Source organism: Pseudomonas caspiana (genome assembly GCF_040224095.2).
GTDB lineage: Bacteria > Pseudomonadota > Gammaproteobacteria > Pseudomonadales > Pseudomonadaceae > Aquipseudomonas > Aquipseudomonas caspiana.
Genome location: NZ_CP167995.1, coordinates 3,753,826 through 3,774,548, shown reverse-complemented (window position 1 = coordinate 3,774,548; position 20,723 = coordinate 3,753,826). Strand labels below are relative to the sequence as shown.

Below are 20,723 nucleotides of genomic sequence, written 5' to 3'. Positions count from 1 at the left end.
TCAGGTACTGTCCCTTTTTTCATGGTTTGCGGAGCCCTGCATGACAACCACAGTTTTGGTGCTGGTCGAGAGCGTTAATGAATATCTGCCCATTCTTGAAGACAGCGGCTACCGACTGATACTGGCACCGACCCCCGCAGCGCGTGCTGAAGCCATCGCCACCCGCAGCGACGAAATTACTGCGGTTTTGACCCGCGGACCGCTCGGGTTGTATGCCGAGGAGATTGCGGCGCTGCCACATCTGCAGATCATTTGCGTGCTGGGCGCCGGGTATGAACACGTCGACCTCGCTGCCGCCCAGGCGCGGGGTATTACGGTCACTAACGGCGCAGGCGTGAACGCCCCCACAGTGGCCGATCATGCGATGTCGTTGTTGCTGTCTATCGTGCGTGATATTCCTCAGGCGGACGCTTCGGTGCGCCGCGGCGAGTGGCGCAAGGAGACGCGTCCTTCGTTAGAGGGCAAGCGTCTTGGTATTCTCGGGCTTGGCGCGGTCGGCCTGGCAATCGCACGGCGAGCGGCGGGCTTTGGCGTCGTGGTGAGCTATCACAATCGCAAGCCCCGTACCGATGTGGACTACGACTACCGCGCAACGCCTCTTGAGTTGGCCAGCGCTTCGGACTTTCTCGTCATCGCCACACCGGGTGGCGGCGGGACTCAACACCTTATCGACAGTCAGGTCCTTGATGCTCTGGGGCCGCAAGGGTTCGTGGTCAACATCGCACGGGCCAGTGTGATTGATACCGCTGCGCTGGTTGATGCCCTGCAGCAGCGGCGAATTGCCGGTGCGGCGCTGGATGTCTTTGACGATGAGCCGCGCGTTCCGGATGCACTAAAGGTCCTCGACAACGTGGTCCTGACCCCGCATGTAGGCGGCTTGTCGCCGGAAGCATCAGAAGCGACGGTGCAAATGGTGGCCGATAACTTGCTGGCGTTCTTTGCAGGCAAGCCGGTGTTGACGCCGGTGCATGGTTGATCGGGATGTAGCTGCGAGCGAGACCTCGGCGTCCTTATCGCGGGCGAGCCTCGCTCCCACAGGTTCCGCGCAAATCCGCAAGACCTACGGGAAACTTGCCCGCGACAGGGGTGCCACAAATGTCAGGCAGGAACGATGAGTTAAACGCGACAACACAGGAGGGATCAGAATGCTGAGTCGTCTGTTGGGGCGCGTGTTACGCGGGCGTGGTGCGACCGAGAACAAGCTGATCTGGAATCACAAAGCCGTGGCGTTTTCGCCGGTGGTCATTGACGTGCGCAGCCCGGCGTTCGCCTCCATGGCGCAGATTCCCCAGTCCCATGTCGGATCGGCCAAGGGCGGTAATCTCTCGCCGCCATTGGAGTGGCAGGGGCTGCCAACCGGCACAAAAGAGCTGGTACTGATCGTTGAAGACGCCGATGCGCCGATACCCTTTGCGTTTGTCCATGCAATTGCCGTCGGTATTTCGCCGCAGCTCAACGGGCTACCTGTCGGGGCGTTAAGCACTGCGTCACGCGGCTTGCTGACCTTGGGGCGCAACACATTTGGCGGCGCGACCTATATCGGGCCGCAGCCTCTGATTGGCCATGGTCCGCATCGATACAGCTTTCAGTTACTGGCGCTGGATCGACAGCTGGATTTCGACAGTCCTCCCAATCGCAATCAGTTGCTCAAAGCCATTGACGGCTCAGTCATCGGTCGTGGGCGGCTGGACGGGATTCATGAGCGCGCCTGATGCATTGCACGTGTCGGTCGTGGTTGTCGCTTCACACGGGGATGTGCCAGCCTTGGCCACTTGCCGTTCCTTGATTGACGTATTTGCGCAGGCACCTATATGAGCCAGAGTCCGACGCCAGTCGCTGTGTTGCAGATTCCCGACAGCTTGCGCATTGCCCCGCGAGTGCTGTGCCATGCAACCAGTCTGCGCAAGGCGACCCGGCGTATTTCGCAGTTGTACGACTCGGTTCTGGCACCCTGCGGTCTGCGTTCGACACAGCGTTCGATCCTGATTCAGGTAGCACGCAATCAGGCACCGGCAGTGACTGAGTTGGCGGCGATTCTGGTCATTGATCGCTCGGCGCTGGCACAAAACCTCAAACCACTGGAGCGTAAGGGGCTGATCTCGGTAGAGGTCGACCCGCAGGACAAGCGCAGCCGCCGAGTGCGATTGACGCAGGCCGGGCTCGACAAGCTGGTGGAGTCGCAGGCGCTGTGGGAACAGGCTCAACAATGCTTTGAAAAGTCGCTGGGTCAGCAGCAGGCCTGTGAACTGCGCGAGCTGCTGGCCAAAGTCGCCGCGCTGGATTATGGCGACGATTGTTCAGCCTGAGCCATGATGCGGCAAAAACAAGAACTGTAGGAGCTGCCGAAGGCTGCGATAGCGGTCTGTCAGGATGAGATGCTTCGCAGCCTTCGGCAGCTCCTACAGAAAAAGCTCTTCAATTGGAGGGGCACATTTTTAGTACTACGGGTGCATCGGCGGTATGTACGCCAGGGTCGAGCCCAGAATCCACAGCAGGAACAACACCAGCGGTGTATGAACCAGCAATTGCACGAACGAGAAGCCGATCAAGTCCCGGGCCTTCAGACCCAGCACGCCCAGCAGTGGCAACATGTAGAACGGGTTGATCAGGTTTGGCAGCGCTTCTGCAGCGTTGTAGATCTGTACGGCCCAGCCCAGGTGATATTCGAGGTCATTGGCGACCTGCATTACATACGGCGCTTCGATGATCCACTTGCCACCGCCCGACGGAATGAAGAAGCCCAGTACTGCCGAGTACACGCCCATCAGCAGCGCATAAGTATCATGGGAGGCGATGCTGGTGAAGAACGTCGAGATGTGATGCGCCAGGGTTTGCGCATCGGAGCCTTTGACGGTGGTCATCAGTGCCGCGATGGAGCCATACAGCGGGAACTGGATCAGCACGCCCGTGGTGGTCGGCACCGCTCGCGTCACTGCATCAAGAAAGCTGCGCGGACGCCAGTGCAGCAGCGCGCCGACCATGATGAACAGGAAGTTGTAAGTGTTCAGGCCGGAAATCGCGGTGATCGCAGGCTTTGTCGAAAACTCGTTGAAGATCCAGCCGGACGCCAACAGCACCATCAGAATGATCAGCAGCGGACTGTATTCCAGCCATTCGCCCGGGCGAGTACGCGCAGGCAGCTCAGGCATGCTGAACGACGGATCGACGCCGCAGGCCTGGGCATCCTTGGCGCTGTTCGGGCCCGGCGCTGTGGCGTAAGCGACCACCAGAGAAACCACCACTAAAGCGGCGAGTAATACGCCGGACTGCCAGAGGAAAATGGTTTCGGTGAACGGGATAACGCCAGTAATGGCGAGGATCGACGGCGGCAGGCTGCCGGGGTTGGCTTGCAACTGCGCGGCCGAGGATGAAAGCCCCAACGCCCACACGGCTCCCAGCCCCAGATAAGCTGCGGCACCTGCTGCACGATAGTCCATGCGCAGGTCGGTACGGCGGGCGAGGGCGCGGACCAGCAAACCACCGAATACCAGCGACAAGCCCCAGTTGAGCAGCGAGGCGACCATGGAAATCAGCGCAACCCACGCCACTGCCGAACGACCGTTTTTCGGGATGCGTGCCAGCCGGTCAATGAGCTTTACGGCCGGGGGCGAGCTGGCGACCACGTAACCGCCGATAACCACGAAGGCCATTTGCATGGTGAAGGGAATCAAGCTCCAGAACCCGTCACCGAAGGCTTTGGCGGCGTCGGCAGGCCTGGCGCCCATGGCCAGGGTCGCCACCGTGACGATAACCACTGCCAGTGCAGCGAACACCCATGAATCGGGAAACCAGCGTTCCGCCCATTTGGCGCAACGCAGGGCAAAGCGGGCTGAGCGGCTATCTTCGATATCGGCGGCCACAGGGGTTGTCCTCTTGTATTTATTATTGGGGGTTGAATCTTTATTGCCACACCCACCGTAGGAGCTGCCGAAGGCTGCGATGCGGTGTGTCAGTCACTCCGCGATCGCAGCCTTCGGCAGCTCCTGCAAGGGTCTATTGATGCCAATCAGAAACTCATCTCGACCACATCATCCGGCACGATCAGCTTACCGGCGGTCTTGGCGATGATCTCTTCAACGCTGACTCCAGGTGCACGCTCACGCAGGATGAAAGCGCCGTTTTCGATTTCCAGATACGCCAGGTCAGTCAGCACCTTGCGAATGCAGCCAGCGCCGGTCAGTGGCAGGCTGCAACGGGAGAGCAATTTGGATTCGCCGTCTTTGGAAGCATGGGTCATGGTGACGATGATGTTGTCGGCACCGGCCACCAGGTCCATGGCACCGCCCATGCCTTTGACCAGTTTGCCGGGGATCATCCATGACGCGATATTGCCTTCCACGTCGACTTCAAAAGCACCCAGCACGGTGAGGTCCACATGGCCGCCACGGATCATTGCAAAGGACTGCGAGGAGTCGAAAATCGATGCGCCGACGCGGGCGGTCACGGTTTGCTTGCCCGCGTTGATCATGTCGGCATCGATGGTTTCTTCGGTGGGAAATTCGCCCATGCCCAACAGGCCGTTTTCCGACTGGAGCATCACGTCGATGTCATTCGGGACATAGTTGGCCACCAGTGTCGGAATGCCGATCCCGAGGTTCACGTAGTAGCCATCTTTGAGTTCGCGTGCAACGCGTTGAGCCATTTGTTCGCGGGACAGTGCCATGGTCTGAAGTCTCTTTGTTGTTTTTGTGCCGCTTCCTGTTCAAGGAAGCACCCGGAAACCGAGATTCCCGTCAGGCTTTTTTGACGGTGCGCTGTTCGATACGCTTCTCGAAGGTGCCGAGGATGACTCGGTCAACATAGATGCCTGGCGTATGGATCTGCGAAGGCAACAACACGCCGGGTTCAACAATTTCTTCGACTTCGACCACCGTGATTTTGCCCGCCGTGGCCACCACCGGGTTGAAGTTCTGTGCGGTATGACGATAGATCACATTGCCGAAGTGGTCGGCTTTCCAGCCTTTAACGATGGCGAAGTCGCCAGTAATGGCTTCTTCGAGGATGACGTTGCGGCCATTGAACTGACGTGTTTCCTTGCCTTCGGCCACCGGCGTGCCGTAGCCGGTAGCGGTGTAGAAGGCTGGAATACCGGCACCGCCTGCGCGCATTTTTTCCGCGAGTGTGCCTTGGGGAGTGAGTTCGACTTCCAGTTCGCCGCTGAGCAACTGACGTTCAAACAGGACGTTCTCACCGACGTAGGAGGAGACCATCTTACGAATCTGGCGGTCTTCGAGCAGGATACCCAGACCAAAGCCATCGACGCCGCAGTTGTTGGAAACAACAGTCAGACCCTTGACGCCCATGCGTTTGATTTCAGCAATAAGGTTTTCGGGTATGCCACACAGGCCGAAGCCACCGCATAGCACCGTCATGTTGTCGGTCAGCCCGGCAAGGGCTTCCTGATAAGTCGCAACTCGCTTGTCGAGTCCAGCCATGATGATCCGCCTTTTATAGTTGTTACCAACAGTCGGCCTGTCGGAGGAGCGTTGCGCCATCTTCTCTCGGGCGCAGTGATTTGTTAATTTTGTTTTTCTGATGGATTAATAAAGAAAACAAATATATGAACGTGAAGCAGCTGCGGGCATTTCTAGCTGTAGCACAGCACTTGAGCTTTGCTCAGGCCGGTGAGCGCCTGCATTTGTCGCAGCCTGCGCTGAGCTTGACCATCAAGAGTCTGGAAGACGATCTGGGTGGCCAGTTGCTCAGTCGTACCACGCGCACCGTCAGCCTCACCCCCGAGGGCGAAACCCTGCTGCCGCTGGCCCGGCAACTGCTGGCTGACTGGGACAACGCTGAAGAACTGCTGCGCCAGCGCTTCACCTTGCAGTTGGGCAAAGTGTCGGTGGCTGCCATGCCGTCGTTTGCCGGAAACCTGTTGCCCGGCGCGCTCAAGGTATTCCGCAGTCGTTATCCACGAGTAAATGTCGCGGTTCACGACCTGATCAACGAAGAAGTGCTGGAGATGGTTCGCCATCGACGGGTTGAGCTGGGTATTGGTTTCGAACCGGAGTCCAGTAACTCACTGGTGTTTACGCCTTTCTATACCGATCGATTTGTGGCCGTGGTGCCGCTGGATTCGCCGTTGGCGCAACGTGATGAAGTGACGTGGCAAGAGTTGCTACAAGAGGATTTCATTGCTTTGCAGCGCCCATCGGCCGTGCGTTTACTGCTTGAGCATCATCTGCAAGCGCAGCATGGCAAGTTGTCTGTTGCGTTCGAAAGCCATCAGTTGTCGACCATTGGCCGCATGGTTGCCAGCGGTCTGGGCGTCAGTGCCGTGCCTTCGTTGTGTATTCAGCAGATGCATGAGCTAGGCGCGCATTGCATTGCGCTGGTGGGGCCGACGATTGAACGCCCGATTGGTCTGATGATGCTCGCCGATCACAAGTTATCGGCCGCTGCTCAGGCATTGCGCGAGGTGTTGATCGAGTATGCGCAATCTCAGGTGCCGGGGTTGCCGAGCGTCTAGATCAAGGGCTTGCCGCAAGAGGGGCGGCGAAACTGTCACAAACTTCACATTTGCGCGTCGGCTGTTCCGGTATCGTGTTGGGTAATTACAACTAAATGTTTCTGCTGGCTCGCGGCTGCAGAAACCAACGATAAGGAAGAGCGCCTTGGATGTATCTTCTGCTGCCTGGCTGGTGCACGACACTCGCCTGATTATCTGCTGCCTGATCGCGATTGCCACAATCATTGTCTTGATCAGCGCCACAAAACTTCCGCCTTTTCTCTCTATTCTGATCGGCACTTTCATCGCAGGAATCGGTGCTGGCCTGCCTGCCGAGGAGGTCGCCAAGGCTTTCAGCAAGGGCGCGGGCGGGATTCTGGGGGAGGCCGGGTTGATTATCGCCCTGGGTGCAATGCTTGGTGCTTTGATGGCCGAGTCAGGGGCCGCCGACCGAATCGCTACTACATTGCTGGGATTTGGCAAAGGCCGGTCATTGCCTTGGGTGATGGCGCTGGTGGCCATGGTCATCGGCCTGCCGCTGTTTTTCGAAGTCGGTCTGGTGCTGATGGTGCCAATCATCTTTGTCATGGCCCGGCGTTCCGACCAGCCTTTACTGAAAATCGCGATTCCGGCGCTCGCAGGCATGACCACTTTGCACGCGTTGATGCCGCCGCATCCGGGGCCATTGATTGCGGTGAGTGCACTGCATGCCGATCTTGGGCTGACCATGCTGCTGGGCTTGTGCATTGCCGTTCCGGCGGTAATTCTTGCCGGTCCGCTTTACGGCAACTGGTTGTCCAGGCGCATGGACATCAAGGAACCGGCTGAGCTGGGCGAGCTGTTTTCGGCCAAGCCTGACGTCACGCGCCAACCGGGATTTGGCATTTCGCTGCTGATTATTCTGCTGCCGGTGATCCTGATGCTGGGCAGCACGCTGGCCAAGGTCTTGATGGACCCGCATAGCTCGCTGGCGCTGACCCTGAAGTTCCTTGGCGAACCATTGGTGGCGTTGAGTATTGCGGTAATAGCAGCGGTCATTTGCCTGGGCTGGGCCAATGGGCTGACTCGCGAGCATGTGAACGGTACGCTGCGCAAAAGTCTGGCCCCGATTGCGGTCCTGCTGCTGACCATCGGCGCAGGCGGCGGTCTCAAGCAGACCTTGCTGGATGCCGGTGTGAGCCAGACCATCAGCAAGGTCGCAGAGGGCGCGCATATCCCGTATCTGCTACTGGCCTGGCTGATTGCCGTGGCCTTACGTCAGGCCACCGGTTCGGCGACTGTTGCGACGACGACTACGGCAGGGATTCTTGCGCCGATGATGGCGGGGCTGGCGGCTACGCAAAGTTCACTGGTTGCCTTGGCGATCGGTGCGGGTTCGGTATTCTTCTGCCACGTCAACGACGCGGGATTCTGGATGGTCCGCGAGTACTTCGGCCTTCAACTGAAACAGACGATCTGGGTCTGGTCAGTGCTGCAGACCATTGTGTCGGTGGTGGGGCTGGTGGGTACGCTGCTGTTGTGGTGGTGGCTGACTTAATTCATCTGCATCACATTCTCGTGTCGAACATCAACATCCTGCAGGTGCTGCCGAAGGCTGCGATTGGCGGTGTATCAGAACGAATGCTTTCGCAGCCTTCGGCAACTCCTGCAGGCATACACTCTGTTCAGGAATTCAATCGTTGCCAGAGGCTGAGGTAACCCCATGCCAGATCGCGAAATCATTGTTCCATCTTCCATGCGCAATATCGTTGAGCGTGCCGGATACGTTCCGGCGGTGAAGGTTCAAGGCACGCTTTACTGTGCGGGCCAGATTGGCCGCACGCCGGAACTTGAGGTCATTGACGACCCTGAGCAGCAGTTCATTGCCTGCTGGGAGAACCTGCGCACTGTGCTTGCCGAAGGCGGTTGCAGCTTTGAGGACGTCGTGGAGATGACCACTTATCACGTGTCGATGAGCGAGCATATGGCCGTTTTTCGTGACGTCAAAGAGCGTCTGTTTCCTCGCGGGTTATGTGCCTGGACGGCCATTGGCGTATCTGAACTGGCTGTTCCGGGGCTGCTGCTCGAGATCAAGTGCATCGCGGTTCAGCGCGGCTGAGCCCCATCAGCTCAGGACCAATCATCCAATAAACCGAACTCGTGAGAGGCTCTCGTTTCCAAATCGGGTCATTCATTAAAAGACCTTGCGAGGAACATCATGAGTACAAACCCTGTAGACAGCCAGGCCGCCCAGACTCCGGGACCCAATCCCAACCCGAGTGAGTCGGATGGCAGGTCCACTTCCGACAATGATGTGCGTGAGGCCGAGATCAATGAGGTCGAGCCCGATGATCCCGATGTAGCGGGGGATGACGCTTCTGATAAGCCAAGCTGACGCGTATCGTGGCGAGCAAAGTCATCACGGCCCATGACCTGGCGATCGACTTGAAGAGCGGTGGTGAAGTGGCCCTGTTCAAATGGTTTGTCGCCAGCTTCCTGATGGGCAAGCGCATTCAGGCTGATATCGCGGCGCAGGCTTATCGGGTGATTGTCGAGCAGCATGGTTGTGATTCGCCGCGCAAACTGGCCAATCAGTCCCATCGACAGTTGGTCGCGATGCTTGGTGAGGCGCACTACGTGCGTTATGACGAGACTACGGCGACACGTTTGACGGCACTGAGCAAAAAGCTTATCGGGGAATATGCCGGCAAGATGGGCCAGATCCATGCCCTCAGTGGCAGCCGCGCCGGATTCGAAAAACGCTTGGGTGAGTTCGACGGAGTAGGGCCAAAGACCGTCGAAATATTCATGCGCGAAGCGGGTGAGGTGTTGTATTGATTCAGGTCGGCTGCGCTGGCTGGAGCTTGCCTCGCGTGCACTGGTCCGAATTTGGCGCAGAGGGCACGCACTTGCAGCGCTACGCCACATCGCTCTCTGCGGTCGAGATCAACAGCTCTTTTTACCGTCCGCACCTGCCGAAAACCTGGCAGCGCTGGGGTGAAAGTGTGCCTGCTGACTTTCGGTTTTCAGTAAAAATGCCCAAATCCATTACCCACGAGCATCGTCTTCAGGGCTATGAGCATCTGCTTGATCAGTTCCTGACTCAGTGCCTGCATTTGAAAGAGAAACTGGGTTGTATCCTCGTGCAATTGCCGCCCTCGCTGACTTATGAGTCGACAACCGCAACGGCCTTCTTCGCGGCCTTACGTAAGGGGTATGAAGGCAGCCTTGTGATAGAGCCGCGCCATGCGAGTTGGCAGGATGCTGGATTGTTGCTTCGGGATTTTCATGTCGGGCAAGTCGCGGCAGACCCTTCACCCATTGCCGGTGCAGATGCACCGGGAGGCTGGCCGGGTGTTCAGTATTGGCGACTCCACGGTTCGCCACGTATTTATCACAGCGCCTATGAGCCGGCCTGTTTGCAGAAACTGGCGGTGAAATTAAAGACCGCTGCCGACGCTGGCATAGAAACCTGGTGCATTTTCGACAACACCGCCAGCGGGCACGCCGTTCACGATGCGTTACTGCTGCGCAAATTGCTGGCTTGAGCTGGCGGCTGTTCCTTCAACGTGGTGCTTTGCGGCGTTGCTGCATTCTCAGGGGCAATACTGGATTTGAGTAATGCCTGAATCGCCTGGCTGTATGCCTGTCGGCCTACCCGCATGCTGTTGTTATGCGTACCTCCTGGCACCAGCAATAGCTTTTTCGGTTCCTGCGCGGCGGCAAACAACTCCTCGCTGAAGCGAGGCGGTACATAGCGGTCGTCCATGCCGTGCACGATCAACACGGGCATGTGGATGTCGGCGATCTTGTCCACGGAGTCGAATTTCTGTGACAGCAACCAGCGCACGGGCAGTGAGGTGTAGTCAGTGGCTACTGCGGTAGCGACGTCGGCGAGGGTCGTGAAGGTCGATTCGATGATCAGCCCGCGCGCCTGCGCCGGTTGCGCGCCGTCCTGTGTATCGCGACCGAGTTCGGCAGCCAGATCCACCGCCACTGCGCCGCCTAGAGAATGGCCGTAAATCAGGCGACGACTGGCGTCCGGTTGCAGCAGCTTGAGGCGCTCCCAAGCGATGCGTGCATCTTCGTAGACGGTGCTTTCTGACGGCAGCGGCCCACGACTTTCGCCAAAACCACGGTAGTCGATGGCCAGCACCGAAAAACCAAGGGCGTGCAGCTCTTCTATGCGAAACAGTTGGCCGGTCAGGTTCCAGCGTGATCCGTGCAAATAAAGGACAGCAGGGGCATCCTTGCGATTGGCAGGCCACCACCAGCCGTGGATGCTCTGTGACAGGCCGAATTGCGGAGCTTTGAGTTCCAGCTCCTGCACATTGGCCGGTAGTCCGCTGTACCAGCTGGCGGTGCCGGGTTCAATGCGGAACACTAATTCGCGTTCGGTATGTTGCAGAACCGAGCAGCCCACAGGCAGACCAATGATGAACATCAGCATGCAGGTCCAGGTAAGCCAGCGCGCCCGGATACGAGCCAGAGAAAACATGGCCATGGATTACTTCCCCCGACTTTTCAAGCGAAAGGCTGACTGTAACGACGTTGTCATGATACCGATTGATTGATCGGTTACAGGATATTGCAGGTGTATCCGGTCAGATTTCATGGGCGAAAGTGATCAGCGATCAGGCCAATCATTATTTCGCAGGCATCGCTGGGGACTCCGGGGGCCTTGACCAGTTGCAGCTCATGGAGCGGAAGCGGCGGAACGCCGTCATCCAGACCGAGAACTCGCATCTGTGGACTGACTCGTCCGCGGTCAATAATGCCGATTGCCATCCCGGCACAAATAGTCGTCTCCAGAGCACTGGAGCTGGCCGACATCACCACCGTGCGCCAGGCTCTGCCGATTTCATTCAGGGCATCGACAGCGACGCTGCGGTACGGGCAGCCTTCGCCATGCAGGGCCAGCGGCACCGGTTTGTCAGGCGCCAGTTGATAGCCCGGCGAGGCCACCCAGACGGGTTCGGTGGTGCCAAAGGTGTGCAAGGGTCGATCAGCGCCAAGGGTATCGGCCGGCACCACCAGCAAAGCCAGATCCAGTTGGCCGCGCTGCAATTGCTCATTGAGCCGACCGCTGGAGGCGGTTTCGACTTCCAGTTCTATCTGTGGATAGCTGCTGGTCAATGGTCCTAGCGTGCTATGCAACAGAGTCGCTGCATATTCCTCGGAAATCCCCAGCCGCACCCGACCGCTGATGGTCGGCGTAGCGAAACCGGCCAGCAGCCGATCATGCACCTGCAGCAGCTCGGCGCTTTGCAAGGCGAAGCGACGGCCCAGAGAAGTCAGAGTAACGTTCTGGTTGTCCCGCTCGAGCAAACGGCCACCGGCAATTTCTTCCAGACGTCGAATATGCAGGCTCACCGCTGACGGGCTGCGATTGAGAAAAGTCGCAGCGGCGAGGAATTGCTCGAAGCGCACCACCGCTTGAAAGGTGCGCAGAAGATCAATATCCAGCGTGCTTTGCATGATTTATAAATCCTGCATCAGTGATGCCGATCATTTCGTTTGATTGAAGTACTCGCCCATTCTTAACATCAAGCTCATTCAATGCAATAGGGGATGCGCGATGAATGGGCAGACGGCCGAAACTGTTGATGCGACGAGCCCGTCACCAGCGCTGCCGGTTTCCGGCTCCGGATGGGTAAGCGGTGTGCTGTTGGGCGCTATGGTACTGAGCTGGAGTTCGGGCTTCATCGGCTATCGCTATGCCTCGGAGCACAGCGGGGTGATGTTGGTGACCTTCTGGCGCTTCGTGCTGGCGGCGCTGTTGCTGTTTCCGTGGGTGTCAGGCTCGCTGCGGCATCTGAGTTGGGGCATTGTCCGACAGCAGATGTTGGTAGGGCTTTTGGCAATTGCCGGTTTCATTGCTGCGATCGCCTTGTCTATCGAACTGGGCGTAGCGCCCGGCACCAGTTCGTTGATCGCCAACCTGTTGCCGTTAGGCATTGTGCTGTCTGCCGGTTTCATTCCCGGTCAGCGTACGCGCGGATGGCAGTGGTTTGGTGTGGCGCTGTGCATCGCGGGGATGCTGGTTGCCAGTGCTGCGAGCGTCGAGATTTCCGACGCGCCAATTTGGGCTTATGGGTTGCCCGCGCTGGCGGTCATTTCGCTGACCGCCGCGACGATATATCAGAAGAAGTCCGCACCCGTTAGCGTGCCAGCAATGACTTCGCTATTTATCCAGATTTGCGCTGCCTTGCCCGTATTCGCTGTGCTTTCGATGCTGGAAGGCAGCACTGCGCCGGTGTTGACCACTGGCTTTGGCGCCGCCGTCTTATGGCTGGTGGTCTGCTCAACGCTGGGTGGCTACGGCTTCTATTGGCTGTGCTTGCGACGGTTCAATGTGCAAAGCGTCAGCGGCGCGTTGTTTCTGACGCCTCCTGCGACGATGATCTGGGCCTATGTGCAATTTGGCGATCCATTGAGTGGCGGGGCGATGGTCGGAGTGGCCCTTACCTTGGTCGGGCTGCCATTTCTGCGCAAACGCTGAATGACGCGCAAAAAAAAGCCGCCTGCCCGTGAGGGGAGGCGGCCTGGACCCGATCCGTTACATCAGGATCGCAATCAGGATGATGACCGGGATTGGAACACCGAGTAACCACAGCAGGATGGAAGGCATAGTCGTTCTCCTTGGCTTAAAGAGCCGTTGTTGTAGTGGTGGTGTATGGACGTTCTTCGAGGTAAGTCACCGCATCGCGACGACGACCGCCATAAATGGCAGCGAAGCTGGCGAAGAAGGCACCACACAGCAGCGAGACGAAGGTCCACAGAGCAGTCATCGCGGCTACTTTCGCGGCGGTATCAGCAGCTTCTTTAGCTGCAACTTTGGCGTCTTCCAGTGCTTTGCGAGCCTGACCATAAACCTGATCAACGCGACGCTCGGCATCTGCCTGGCTGAGGTTCGTACGTTGGGCAATCATCTGCGCCAGGTAAGTACGATCCTCAGGGCTCATTTGGCCGTCGTTACTCAGCGTGCGGGTGAAGATGCGCAGTACGACGCCGTGGGCAGCGTCATCACTGACAGCAGCGGGACGATCATCACGGAACAGGCTATCGATGTAGTAGCCGTAGTCCTGGCTGCTGGCGTTGCTATTGCTCGCCGCGCTGCCTGCTACTTGAGTCACTGCACCTGCAGCACCGGAAGCTACACTCGCGCCAGCCTGAACGCCGCCGCCAACAATGCTGCTCACCGAACTGGCGATCAGTGTTGCAGCGACGAGCGTCGCGACAGCCCATGACAGGAAACCATGAGCAGTGTCTCGGAAATACACTTCATCGCCATGCAGGTTTGCCCACTTCACGCGAAGTCGACCAGCTATATAGCCACCCAGACCGGAAGCGATGATCTGGGTAAATGCCAGCCAGACAACCGTTGAGATGCCCAACCCTTTGGCGCTGATGCCTTCGTTGGCCCACGGCGACACCGCCGAGAAACCCAAGCCGAAGCCCAGCAGGATGAGAATGAGAGAAAGCGCAGCGGCACCGGCGGCACCAGCAAAGATTGCCCCCCAGGAAACACCTGAGTGGCTGGATGAATCTTGCGCGGCAGAGTGGAAAGCGTCAGGGGATGAAATCATTATTTTTCTGCTCCGTGAAGGATTTTGTTACAGCGTCCCTTAAAGTGTTGCAGTGGTTATGCCAATAAGCATTGTTAATTAAATTTCATATAATTCAAAGGGTTGAGTTATTTAAGGATTTTAGAATCATGCATTCTGCAAGGATGCGCTATTTATTACAGGCGTTCTGCATGAGTCGGCATTTGGAGGCACATCAAAGAGTTGCGTAACGTTTTTGAAGTACGGCAATCAGTGGCTGTTGCTGATTAATACTTTATATATAAAAGCTCTTCCTGGTCTCCTGTGATGTTCCGCAGCAAACCAATGGTCTGTAGGGCTGCCGGAGGCTGCGATGTCAGTGTGTCGGAGTAAATGCTTCGCAGCCTTCGGCAGCTGCTACGGAATATTCAAATGCACATCTTTTATTAGCCGGGCAACGGTTGGAAAGGTCAGGCCGGACCGAGCAGTGCCGGATTTTTGTCAGGGGCAGACGTGCACACCGCGATAGTTCGCATATAGTGTTCACACGCTTGTTATTTCCACTCTTCAAGAGGTCACCGCCCAATGTTCTTGAATCGCCCCCTGGAAGAAAAAGACATTCCCTTCGTGTGCGCTCTGCCACAAAATGTCGATGAGCTGTTTTACATGTTTCCCCGTGCTACCTGGCCGCTGACTCCGCCCCAATTGCTGGACGCCTTGCATAACCATTCTGACTCGACCGTAATCGAGATGAACGGTGAGGTTGTCGGCTATGCCAATTTCTCCCGCAGTGACTTTCGCGGACGTTGCTCACTGGGCAACGTGATTATTTCTCCGAAGGCCCGTTCTCGTGGGGTAGGGCGCTATCTGATCGGTTGCATGATGGATCTGGCTTTCGATAAGCATGAGGCTAGCGAAATGACAGCATCGTGCTACAACCATAATGTGCCTGGGTTGTTGTTTTATCCGAAGCTGGGATTTCGGCCCTATGCCATTGACGAGCGTCGGGATAAACAGGGCGGACGAGTGGCATTGATTCACTTTCGGTTGCCACGCAACGACGGGTGATGACTGACGCTGACCGTCGGTCATCACAGGCGACTGACGGTCGGTATTAGAGAGTTAGCAGTTTATTGATACATGTCATGTAAACAGATGTTCGATGTTGCTAAGTGAAACGTTTCTTCTGGTTGTTTATATAAACGAGTGTTTTTTCAAGCTTTAAACGGGCGCGGAAATCTTCATTGCTTCAATTCGGGGCGAGGCGTATAAAGAGATAGGCCCTCAATTAAATGACGGCATTTGTCTGGCGACAATGAAAACAAAACTGGCATCGTTATCGGTAAGTCCGTCGTGGCAGGATTTAGCCACGTACGAAGCGAATAAGGAGAAGGATATGATCGCGTACAGGCTTTCCACGCTCGAACTACGAAGTATCGTCGAGAGTGCTTTTTTACCCATGCGCTGCACCTGCAGCGTGTCACAGGATTCGTGCATGACGGTGCAGATAGTCGATCCTCATTCTGATCGCGTTGAGCTACTGGTTACGGGCATTTCACTCGACCGCCTGAATACCCCGCGGGAAATATCCGAGCTGGTAGCTGAGTTGCGCTACGACCTTGCGCATACTCGTCATCATCACGGCAAGGGTCGCATTGCCGTCTGAGCATGCTGAATACTGCACGCGGATGAGCCGCCTTTCATGACTTTTACTGAGGCATGGAGGGCGGCTTTCGTTTGAGCGGAGCAATGTGTTTCTGGTCTTGCTTGCGTAAGAAGTAAAAATTTACGCGACGTTGTTCCAGCCAATGTTTTTCAAGATGTTTACGAAGTTGCACTGATGGTTATATCGATATGCGTCCTGGCTACAAGCATGCCTGTCTTGAAGTTGTACGATAACTTAGTGGATGGAACGGCGATGTTCGTTTTCGAATAATAATTTGAAAGGTTCTTCGCTATCGCTATTCATATCGGTGTGGTCACGTATCGGGCCCGCTTCAATTCTCCCCTCAAGTGCGACTCGAATAGCTGTCGATTTGAGCAGATAGTCCGGCACCTCACCCAGAATCGTTAACTCTCTCAAGGTCTGGCCGTTCTGGTTGACGGTAGTCAATCTGACCCGACAGGTCGCTTGCATCGGAACAGGGCCAAACAAGGTGTCGCGGGAATAGTCGATCTCGGCAATGCCCGAGCGATTGTTTTTATCAACGTTCATGTCTACGACCTCAGCATCCATTGGCTTTTGCGTGTCTCTTAGCCCATTGATACCCGATCAGAAAGATTAGTTCGGCGCAGGGAGATAAACGGTTCTATCCGTTCATCGGGTATCGCTGATCTCTGGCCTCGCTTTGACCCGCTTGCAAACCCTGCCGTCGTCAAGATGACGGCGGTGGCCTTACGACCATTGCATTGGGGGCGATTGATATTTAGTTCAGAGTAATTACTCATCGCTTACCGCAAGACTGGCTGTTTAATGCCGTCAAAAAATAATTAGCTTATTAATCAGTGATTTATTTTTTCTCATGGTTATTCTGTAGATGTGTTCATAAAATTGACACTCAGTCTGATGTTTGAAACTATTCCTCCCACCTCTACGGCGCTCGTTCGAGCACTCATCTCACGTGTTGGTTTGCAGCTCACTGTCGCAAGTGACTCTCTGCGGTAGCGTTGCCTTTCATTGAATCACCTGTCTCGCCGCTCTCAGGCGCTGACCTGTTCCCACTAAAAAAACGACTGATCCTGGCTATTAGCCAAGGGCCTGCATTGTTGCGCCGCCAGGAATCGGCTCAGCGCGCATTGGCCGTGCCCGCCGCTTTCAACTGACTGCCCATGCCCATTTTTCATTTAGCGCGTTCACGCATCGATTCATTAAAGGAGCCTCATCATGCTTGGAGACCATCTGGAAACTACCTGCGGTTGCGTTGTAGCGGGGGCGGGCCCTGCCGGTATGGGGCTGTTGTTCAATGCTTTGAAGAGCGGCACGCTGCCGGATCTGGCGCGGGACGGGTTGATCGTTGTCGATTCCAGCGCCAACCCCGGCACCGGCAGCCTGGGTGACTACCGAATCACGGCCAATTCGGTGGGGGATGTGTTTCTCGATTGCCTGCGTGACCCCGCGTTGCGTGACGTATTTGCGCCGCTGGAGCATTCACCCACCTATTGGCGGATTCGACGCCAGGCTCATAACGCACCGCAGTTGTCAGACGTCGGCGAGCTGTTGGCAGAAGCCTCCCGCTTGATGCTGGATTTCATCGTCCAGCGTTATGGCGTCAGGCTCTGGCACAGCACCACGGTCACTGAAGTGGTCAAAGACGGCGATGAGTTTGTGGTCTGGGTCGAGCATCAAGGGCGTACGCGCCGTATCCGGAGCCGGACCCTCGTGTTGAATTTCGGTGGGCGCCAGAACCCCGATTACTTGCGCGAAGGGCTGGCTGAAGAGGGGCTATTGGTGCCTGGTTCTGCCACTATCATGAGTTCCGACCGATTACTGCGCATGAACGCGGTGCAATTGCGTGAAGTATTTGCCAAGGCGCTGGCCGGTTCACAAAGAATTACTGTGGTGGGTGGGTCTCACAGTGCGTTTTCCATGCTGGAAAATCTCGCCGATGCTCTTGAGTTCGCCGGTCTTAAAGAGGTCACGCTGATACATCGCTCTCCCATCCGGTTGTTCTTCGAAAGTGCCGAGCTTGCCTTGGCTGCCGGCTACGCTTTCCACCCGGTGCGTGATGTTTGTCCGGTATCAGGGCGTGTCAATCGCTCCAGCGGGTTGCGGTATCGGGCCCTCGATGTGGGGCGCGAGGTGCTGGCTCGCGGCTGGATAGGTAAAACCGGGGTTCGGGCCCGGGTCTTTCAGATTAAAGGAGCGACGCAGGGTGATCATGAGCAGGCGGCTCAGGCGCTGATGGAGTCGGGCATCGTGGTGCAGTGCACAGGGTACCAGCCACTCTTGCCGGCTCTCAGTTACCCGGACGGCACTGAAATCAACTTGCGTCAGGTAAAGGGCGGAATTGATTCGGACTTGTCAGGCTGTCCTCTGGATGCGTCTGGCCAGCGTCTTCACGGCCTGCATCTGTTCGGGATCGGCGCAGGGCTTGCCGCCGACGAGCGCCTGGGCAGCGAGCCTTCGTTTGACGGGCGGATTTATGGGGTCTGGCAGTTTCATAATGATGCTTCCCGGGCGGTAATCGAGGCGCTCATGGCCCGCCTTCAGGTCCCGACAGAATTGGCCGTCGACAACCGCAGCCTGACCCAGCGTCTGGGGCAGGGCATGCCGTTTCTGTTCCCCGGTCTGGTTGGCGTGGAAGGCTGAACACGCAGCGGTTACCTGTAAAAACCTACCACTTGTAACTCACCGAGCTGACCACACTGCGTTCGTCCCCGTAGCGGCACGAGTTGGCGCAGTAGATATAGCGCTCGTTACTGAGGTTCTGTGCCCGGACGCTAACTAGCCAGTTGGCGTCGACTTCGTAGCTGACCCTGGCGTCAAACAGGGTATAGGCCGGGATTTTTCGGTCGCTGACGCTGGGCGTGGTGTGCGTCGTGCCGTTGTAGCGGGCTCCGGAACCGACGCTGACTTTGGGCAGGCCGAGCGCGGCAAGCCGGTAGTCGAGCCAGAGTGCAGCGCTGTGATACGGCGTGCCTTCGATGCGCGAGCCTTCAAGACTTTTGTCGTTATCGGCGATGATGTGAGCGTCGGTGTAGGCATAGGATGCGTTCAGCGCCAGCATCGGGGTCAGTTGCGCCTTGGCTTCAAGCTCAAAGCCTTTGCTGCGTTCCTTGCCGGTTTGCTCGTCGAAGTCAGAGCCGGGAATAGAAGTGATGACGTTTTTTTGCGTCAACTGATAAACCGCTGCGCTGATCATCATTTCGCGTCCGGGCGGCTGGTAGCGAATGCCTATTTCATATTGCTCGCCTTCAGTGGGCAGGAAGGCCTTGCCGTCGCTGTCGGTTCCAGCCGAAGGTAAAAAGGACTGGCTGTAGCTGATGTAAGGTGCCAGCCCGTTATCGGCCAGGTAGACGAAGCCGATACGGCCTGTGGTTTTGTTGTCACGAACCTTGGCTCGGGAGTCGTCGCTGTAGTTGCGAGTATTGTTTTCGGCCCAATCCTGACGGAGTCCGAACAGCGCAACCCAATGCTCGTCGAACTTGGCCTGTTCTTGCAGGTAGATGCCGAATTGTTCGCTGTGCAGATCCGAACCTCGATCCGTAGCGGTGTTGACCTGTGGCAGGTTGCCGTAAACCGGATTGGCCAGATTCAACGCTGGTGCAGCACCACTGAAGCGATGGCTGTCGTAGGTTTTGCGGTATAAATCCACGCCGCCCAAAAGCGTGTGCTGCCAGCGACCGCTGTCGATATTCCACTGCACGCTGGTGTCACTGGTCCAGCCGGTGGATACGTCTTCGCGCGAGTTATAGGTGCGCGACAGGCTCGACAGATTCGGCCCGGTAATGCGGCTGCTGTTGAGGGTGATGTAGTCGTAATCGGCGCGGGATTCGTAATAGCGCAGGGCATGGCGCAATTGCAGGTCGTCGCTCAGCCGCCGCTCGAACAGATAGCCAAAGGTTTGCAAGGTGCCGTCGTAATCATCGTAGTCGGGCTCGCCCGGGAACAGGTCGTACGGCACCTTGTAGCCCGGCGTGGCGCTGAAGGTAGTCAGGTTGTACTGGATTGGCGGCGTTAGAGTCGTTTGCGTGCGCTGATGCGTGGCGAGCAGTGTCAGCCGAGTGTCGTCATCCAGTTGCCAGGTCAACGCCGGGGCGATGTATTGCTTGTCGTCGTCAATCTCGTCGAACTGGGTGCCGCTGTCTCGCCACAGTCCGGTCAGGCGGTAGCTGAAACGACCTTCGTCATCGAGCTTGCCGCTGTGATCGGTTGAGATCTGCTTGCGATTGTTGTTGCCATATTCGACGTTTATTTCGTGCAACGGCTCCAGCGTCGGTCGTTTGCTGGTGGTGTTCACCATGCCGCCAGGTGCCAGCTGGCCATACAGTACCGACGAGGCTCCCTTGAGGACTTCTACGCGCTCCAGCCCGTAAGGTTCCTGGCCGCCTTCGAACTGAGTGCTTTGCATCTTCATGCCATCGCGCAGCACGCCACCGGTGCGGGGACCAATGTCGAAGCCGCGCAAACGATAGTCATCGGCCACCCGGCTGTAGCCGTTGGGCTGGCTGACCAGACCTGCGGTGTAGTTGAGCACGTCGGCCAGACTGTCGTGCTGACGCGACGTCAGTTCTTCGCGCGTGATGACCGAGATGGATTGAGGCGTTTCTCGCAACGATGTGTCGGTCTTGCTCGCCGTGGCGCTGTGGGTTGCCACTTTGCTATGAGCCGGACCCCATGCGTCCTGGCCGTAACCCTGACCATTGATGTCGATGTCCGCCAGTTCCACTGCCTGACTGGCAACTACCGGCTCGATGCTGAAGGTGCCGCTGGCGGTGGTGTGCAGCCGCAATGGTAAACCTTGCAGGACCTGGCTCAGTGCTTGTTCAGCACTTAAGCGGCCGTTGAGTGCGGGTGCGCGCAGGTCGCGAGTCAGTTGGGCACTGAACGCGATGCCGCGCCCGCTCTGTCGGGCGATCGCCGTCAAACTGGCATCCAGCGGGCCAGCAGGCACGGCGAAATCAATCAGTTGCTGTTGTGCTGCCGGGTTTTGCGCAGGTGCAGCCACACTGTGCAAGGCTGTCAGGCTCAGGGCTAGCGTCAAAGGCGTCAGGGTCAAGCGAAGTGGGCGGTGCATGACAGCAATTTC

General features: G+C 57.2%; 21 protein-coding genes. 13 read left to right on the top strand and 8 right to left on the bottom strand.

Translation table 11 applies throughout. The features are described from left to right. Nucleotides 1-40: 40 nt before the first annotated feature. From ABRP31_RS17300 to ABRP31_RS17290, 3 genes are all read left to right on the top strand, one after another. Nucleotides 41-976: a 2-hydroxyacid dehydrogenase gene (locus tag ABRP31_RS17300; protein ID WP_349969467.1), complete on the top strand. Its 936-nt coding sequence runs from the start codon at nucleotides 41-43 to the stop codon at nucleotides 974-976. 169 nt (nucleotides 977-1,145) lie between these two features. Then, nucleotides 1,146-1,712, top strand: coding sequence for a YbhB/YbcL family Raf kinase inhibitor-like protein (locus tag ABRP31_RS17295; RefSeq protein ID WP_349969466.1), 567 nt, complete (start codon nucleotides 1,146-1,148; stop codon nucleotides 1,710-1,712). Between the two features lie 99 nt (nucleotides 1,713-1,811). Continuing rightward, the gene (locus ABRP31_RS17290; RefSeq protein ID WP_349969465.1) at nucleotides 1,812-2,306 is read left to right on the top strand and encodes a MarR family winged helix-turn-helix transcriptional regulator; all 495 of its coding nucleotides are present in this window, start codon (nucleotides 1,812-1,814) and stop codon (nucleotides 2,304-2,306) included. Nucleotides 2,307-2,441: 135 nt separating this feature from the next. On the opposite strand, the gene ABRP31_RS17285 is transcribed toward ABRP31_RS17290, so the two are convergent. The 3 genes from ABRP31_RS17285 to ABRP31_RS17275 form a co-directional block, all read right to left on the bottom strand. Beyond that, on the bottom strand, nucleotides 2,442-3,860 hold the full coding sequence (locus tag ABRP31_RS17285; protein WP_349969464.1) for a TIGR00366 family protein: 1,419 nt from the start codon (nucleotides 3,858-3,860) through the stop codon (nucleotides 2,442-2,444). Between the two features lie 146 nt (nucleotides 3,861-4,006). Then, nucleotides 4,007-4,663: a CoA transferase subunit B gene (locus tag ABRP31_RS17280; RefSeq protein ID WP_349969463.1), complete on the bottom strand. Its 657-nt coding sequence runs from the start codon at nucleotides 4,661-4,663 to the stop codon at nucleotides 4,007-4,009. A gap of 70 nt (nucleotides 4,664-4,733) precedes the next feature. After that, nucleotides 4,734-5,435 (bottom strand): CoA transferase subunit A, encoded by a 702-nt coding sequence (locus ABRP31_RS17275; RefSeq protein ID WP_087265130.1) that lies wholly within the window; start codon nucleotides 5,433-5,435, stop codon nucleotides 4,734-4,736. A gap of 125 nt (nucleotides 5,436-5,560) precedes the next feature. Here ABRP31_RS17275 and ABRP31_RS17270 point away from each other — a divergent pair, with 125 nt between their 5' ends. The 6 genes from ABRP31_RS17270 (at nucleotide 5,561) to ABRP31_RS17245 (ending at nucleotide 9,975) form a co-directional block, all read left to right on the top strand. After that, nucleotides 5,561-6,469, top strand: coding sequence for a LysR family transcriptional regulator (locus ABRP31_RS17270; protein ID WP_349969461.1), 909 nt, complete (start codon nucleotides 5,561-5,563; stop codon nucleotides 6,467-6,469). 145 nt (nucleotides 6,470-6,614) lie between these two features. Continuing rightward, nucleotides 6,615-7,985: a gluconate:H+ symporter gene (locus ABRP31_RS17265; protein ID WP_349969460.1), complete on the top strand. Its 1,371-nt coding sequence runs from the start codon at nucleotides 6,615-6,617 to the stop codon at nucleotides 7,983-7,985. A gap of 165 nt (nucleotides 7,986-8,150) precedes the next feature. Next, nucleotides 8,151-8,546 (top strand): RidA family protein, encoded by a 396-nt coding sequence (locus ABRP31_RS17260; protein ID WP_349969458.1) that lies wholly within the window; start codon nucleotides 8,151-8,153, stop codon nucleotides 8,544-8,546. A gap of 99 nt (nucleotides 8,547-8,645) precedes the next feature. Beyond that, nucleotides 8,646-8,822 carry a hypothetical protein gene (locus ABRP31_RS17255; protein WP_349969457.1) on the top strand — a complete coding sequence of 59 codons (177 nt, stop codon included), beginning with the start codon at nucleotides 8,646-8,648 and terminating at the stop codon, nucleotides 8,820-8,822. 8 nt (nucleotides 8,823-8,830) lie between these two features. Then, nucleotides 8,831-9,265 carry a DNA methylase gene (locus ABRP31_RS17250; protein WP_372488854.1) on the top strand — a complete coding sequence of 145 codons (435 nt, stop codon included), beginning with the start codon at nucleotides 8,831-8,833 and terminating at the stop codon, nucleotides 9,263-9,265. Between the two features lie 26 nt (nucleotides 9,266-9,291). Further along, on the top strand, nucleotides 9,292-9,975 hold the full coding sequence (locus ABRP31_RS17245; protein ID WP_372489446.1) for a DUF72 domain-containing protein: 684 nt from the start codon (nucleotides 9,292-9,294) through the stop codon (nucleotides 9,973-9,975). Here ABRP31_RS17245 and ABRP31_RS17240 read toward each other — a convergent pair. Beyond that, a complete protein-coding gene (locus tag ABRP31_RS17240; protein ID WP_349969455.1) occupies nucleotides 9,939-10,931 on the bottom strand; it encodes an alpha/beta hydrolase in 993 nt (330 codons plus the stop codon). The genes ABRP31_RS17245 and ABRP31_RS17240 overlap by 37 nt on opposite strands. 107 nt (nucleotides 10,932-11,038) lie before the next feature. Further along, complete coding sequence (locus ABRP31_RS17235) at nucleotides 11,039-11,905, bottom strand: LysR substrate-binding domain-containing protein (protein WP_349969454.1); 867 nt, start codon at nucleotides 11,903-11,905, stop codon at nucleotides 11,039-11,041. A gap of 100 nt (nucleotides 11,906-12,005) precedes the next feature. Here ABRP31_RS17235 and ABRP31_RS17230 point away from each other — a divergent pair, with 100 nt between their 5' ends. Continuing rightward, entirely contained in the window at nucleotides 12,006-12,929 is a 924-nt protein-coding gene (locus ABRP31_RS17230; RefSeq protein WP_349969453.1) for a DMT family transporter, read from the top strand. Between the two features lie 145 nt (nucleotides 12,930-13,074). Here the strand turns inward: ABRP31_RS17230 and ABRP31_RS17225 are convergent, their stop codons facing one another. Continuing rightward, nucleotides 13,075-14,016 (bottom strand): hypothetical protein, encoded by a 942-nt coding sequence (locus ABRP31_RS17225; protein ID WP_349969452.1) that lies wholly within the window; start codon nucleotides 14,014-14,016, stop codon nucleotides 13,075-13,077. A 543-nt stretch (nucleotides 14,017-14,559) separates the two neighbouring features. On the opposite strand from ABRP31_RS17225, the gene ABRP31_RS17220 reads away from it, so the two are divergent. After that, the gene (locus ABRP31_RS17220) at nucleotides 14,560-15,042 is read left to right on the top strand and encodes a GNAT family N-acetyltransferase (protein ID WP_087265123.1); all 483 of its coding nucleotides are present in this window, start codon (nucleotides 14,560-14,562) and stop codon (nucleotides 15,040-15,042) included. A gap of 328 nt (nucleotides 15,043-15,370) precedes the next feature. After that, a complete protein-coding gene (locus ABRP31_RS17215; protein ID WP_087265122.1) occupies nucleotides 15,371-15,640 on the top strand; it encodes a DUF1652 domain-containing protein in 270 nt (89 codons plus the stop codon). A 234-nt stretch (nucleotides 15,641-15,874) separates the two neighbouring features. Here ABRP31_RS17215 and ABRP31_RS17210 read toward each other — a convergent pair whose 3' ends face one another. Further along, a complete protein-coding gene (locus ABRP31_RS17210) occupies nucleotides 15,875-16,189 on the bottom strand; it encodes a hypothetical protein (RefSeq protein WP_144443231.1) in 315 nt (104 codons plus the stop codon). Nucleotides 16,190-16,858: 669 nt separating this feature from the next. Here ABRP31_RS17210 and ABRP31_RS17205 point away from each other — a divergent pair. Next, a complete protein-coding gene (locus ABRP31_RS17205; RefSeq protein ID WP_349969451.1) occupies nucleotides 16,859-18,283 on the top strand; it encodes a pyridine nucleotide-disulfide oxidoreductase in 1,425 nt (474 codons plus the stop codon). Nucleotides 18,284-18,308: 25 nt separating this feature from the next. Here the strand turns inward: ABRP31_RS17205 and ABRP31_RS17200 are convergent, their stop codons facing one another. After that, nucleotides 18,309-20,711 (bottom strand): TonB-dependent siderophore receptor, encoded by a 2,403-nt coding sequence (locus ABRP31_RS17200; RefSeq protein ID WP_349969450.1) that lies wholly within the window; start codon nucleotides 20,709-20,711, stop codon nucleotides 18,309-18,311. Between the last annotated feature and the right edge of the window lie 12 nt (nucleotides 20,712-20,723).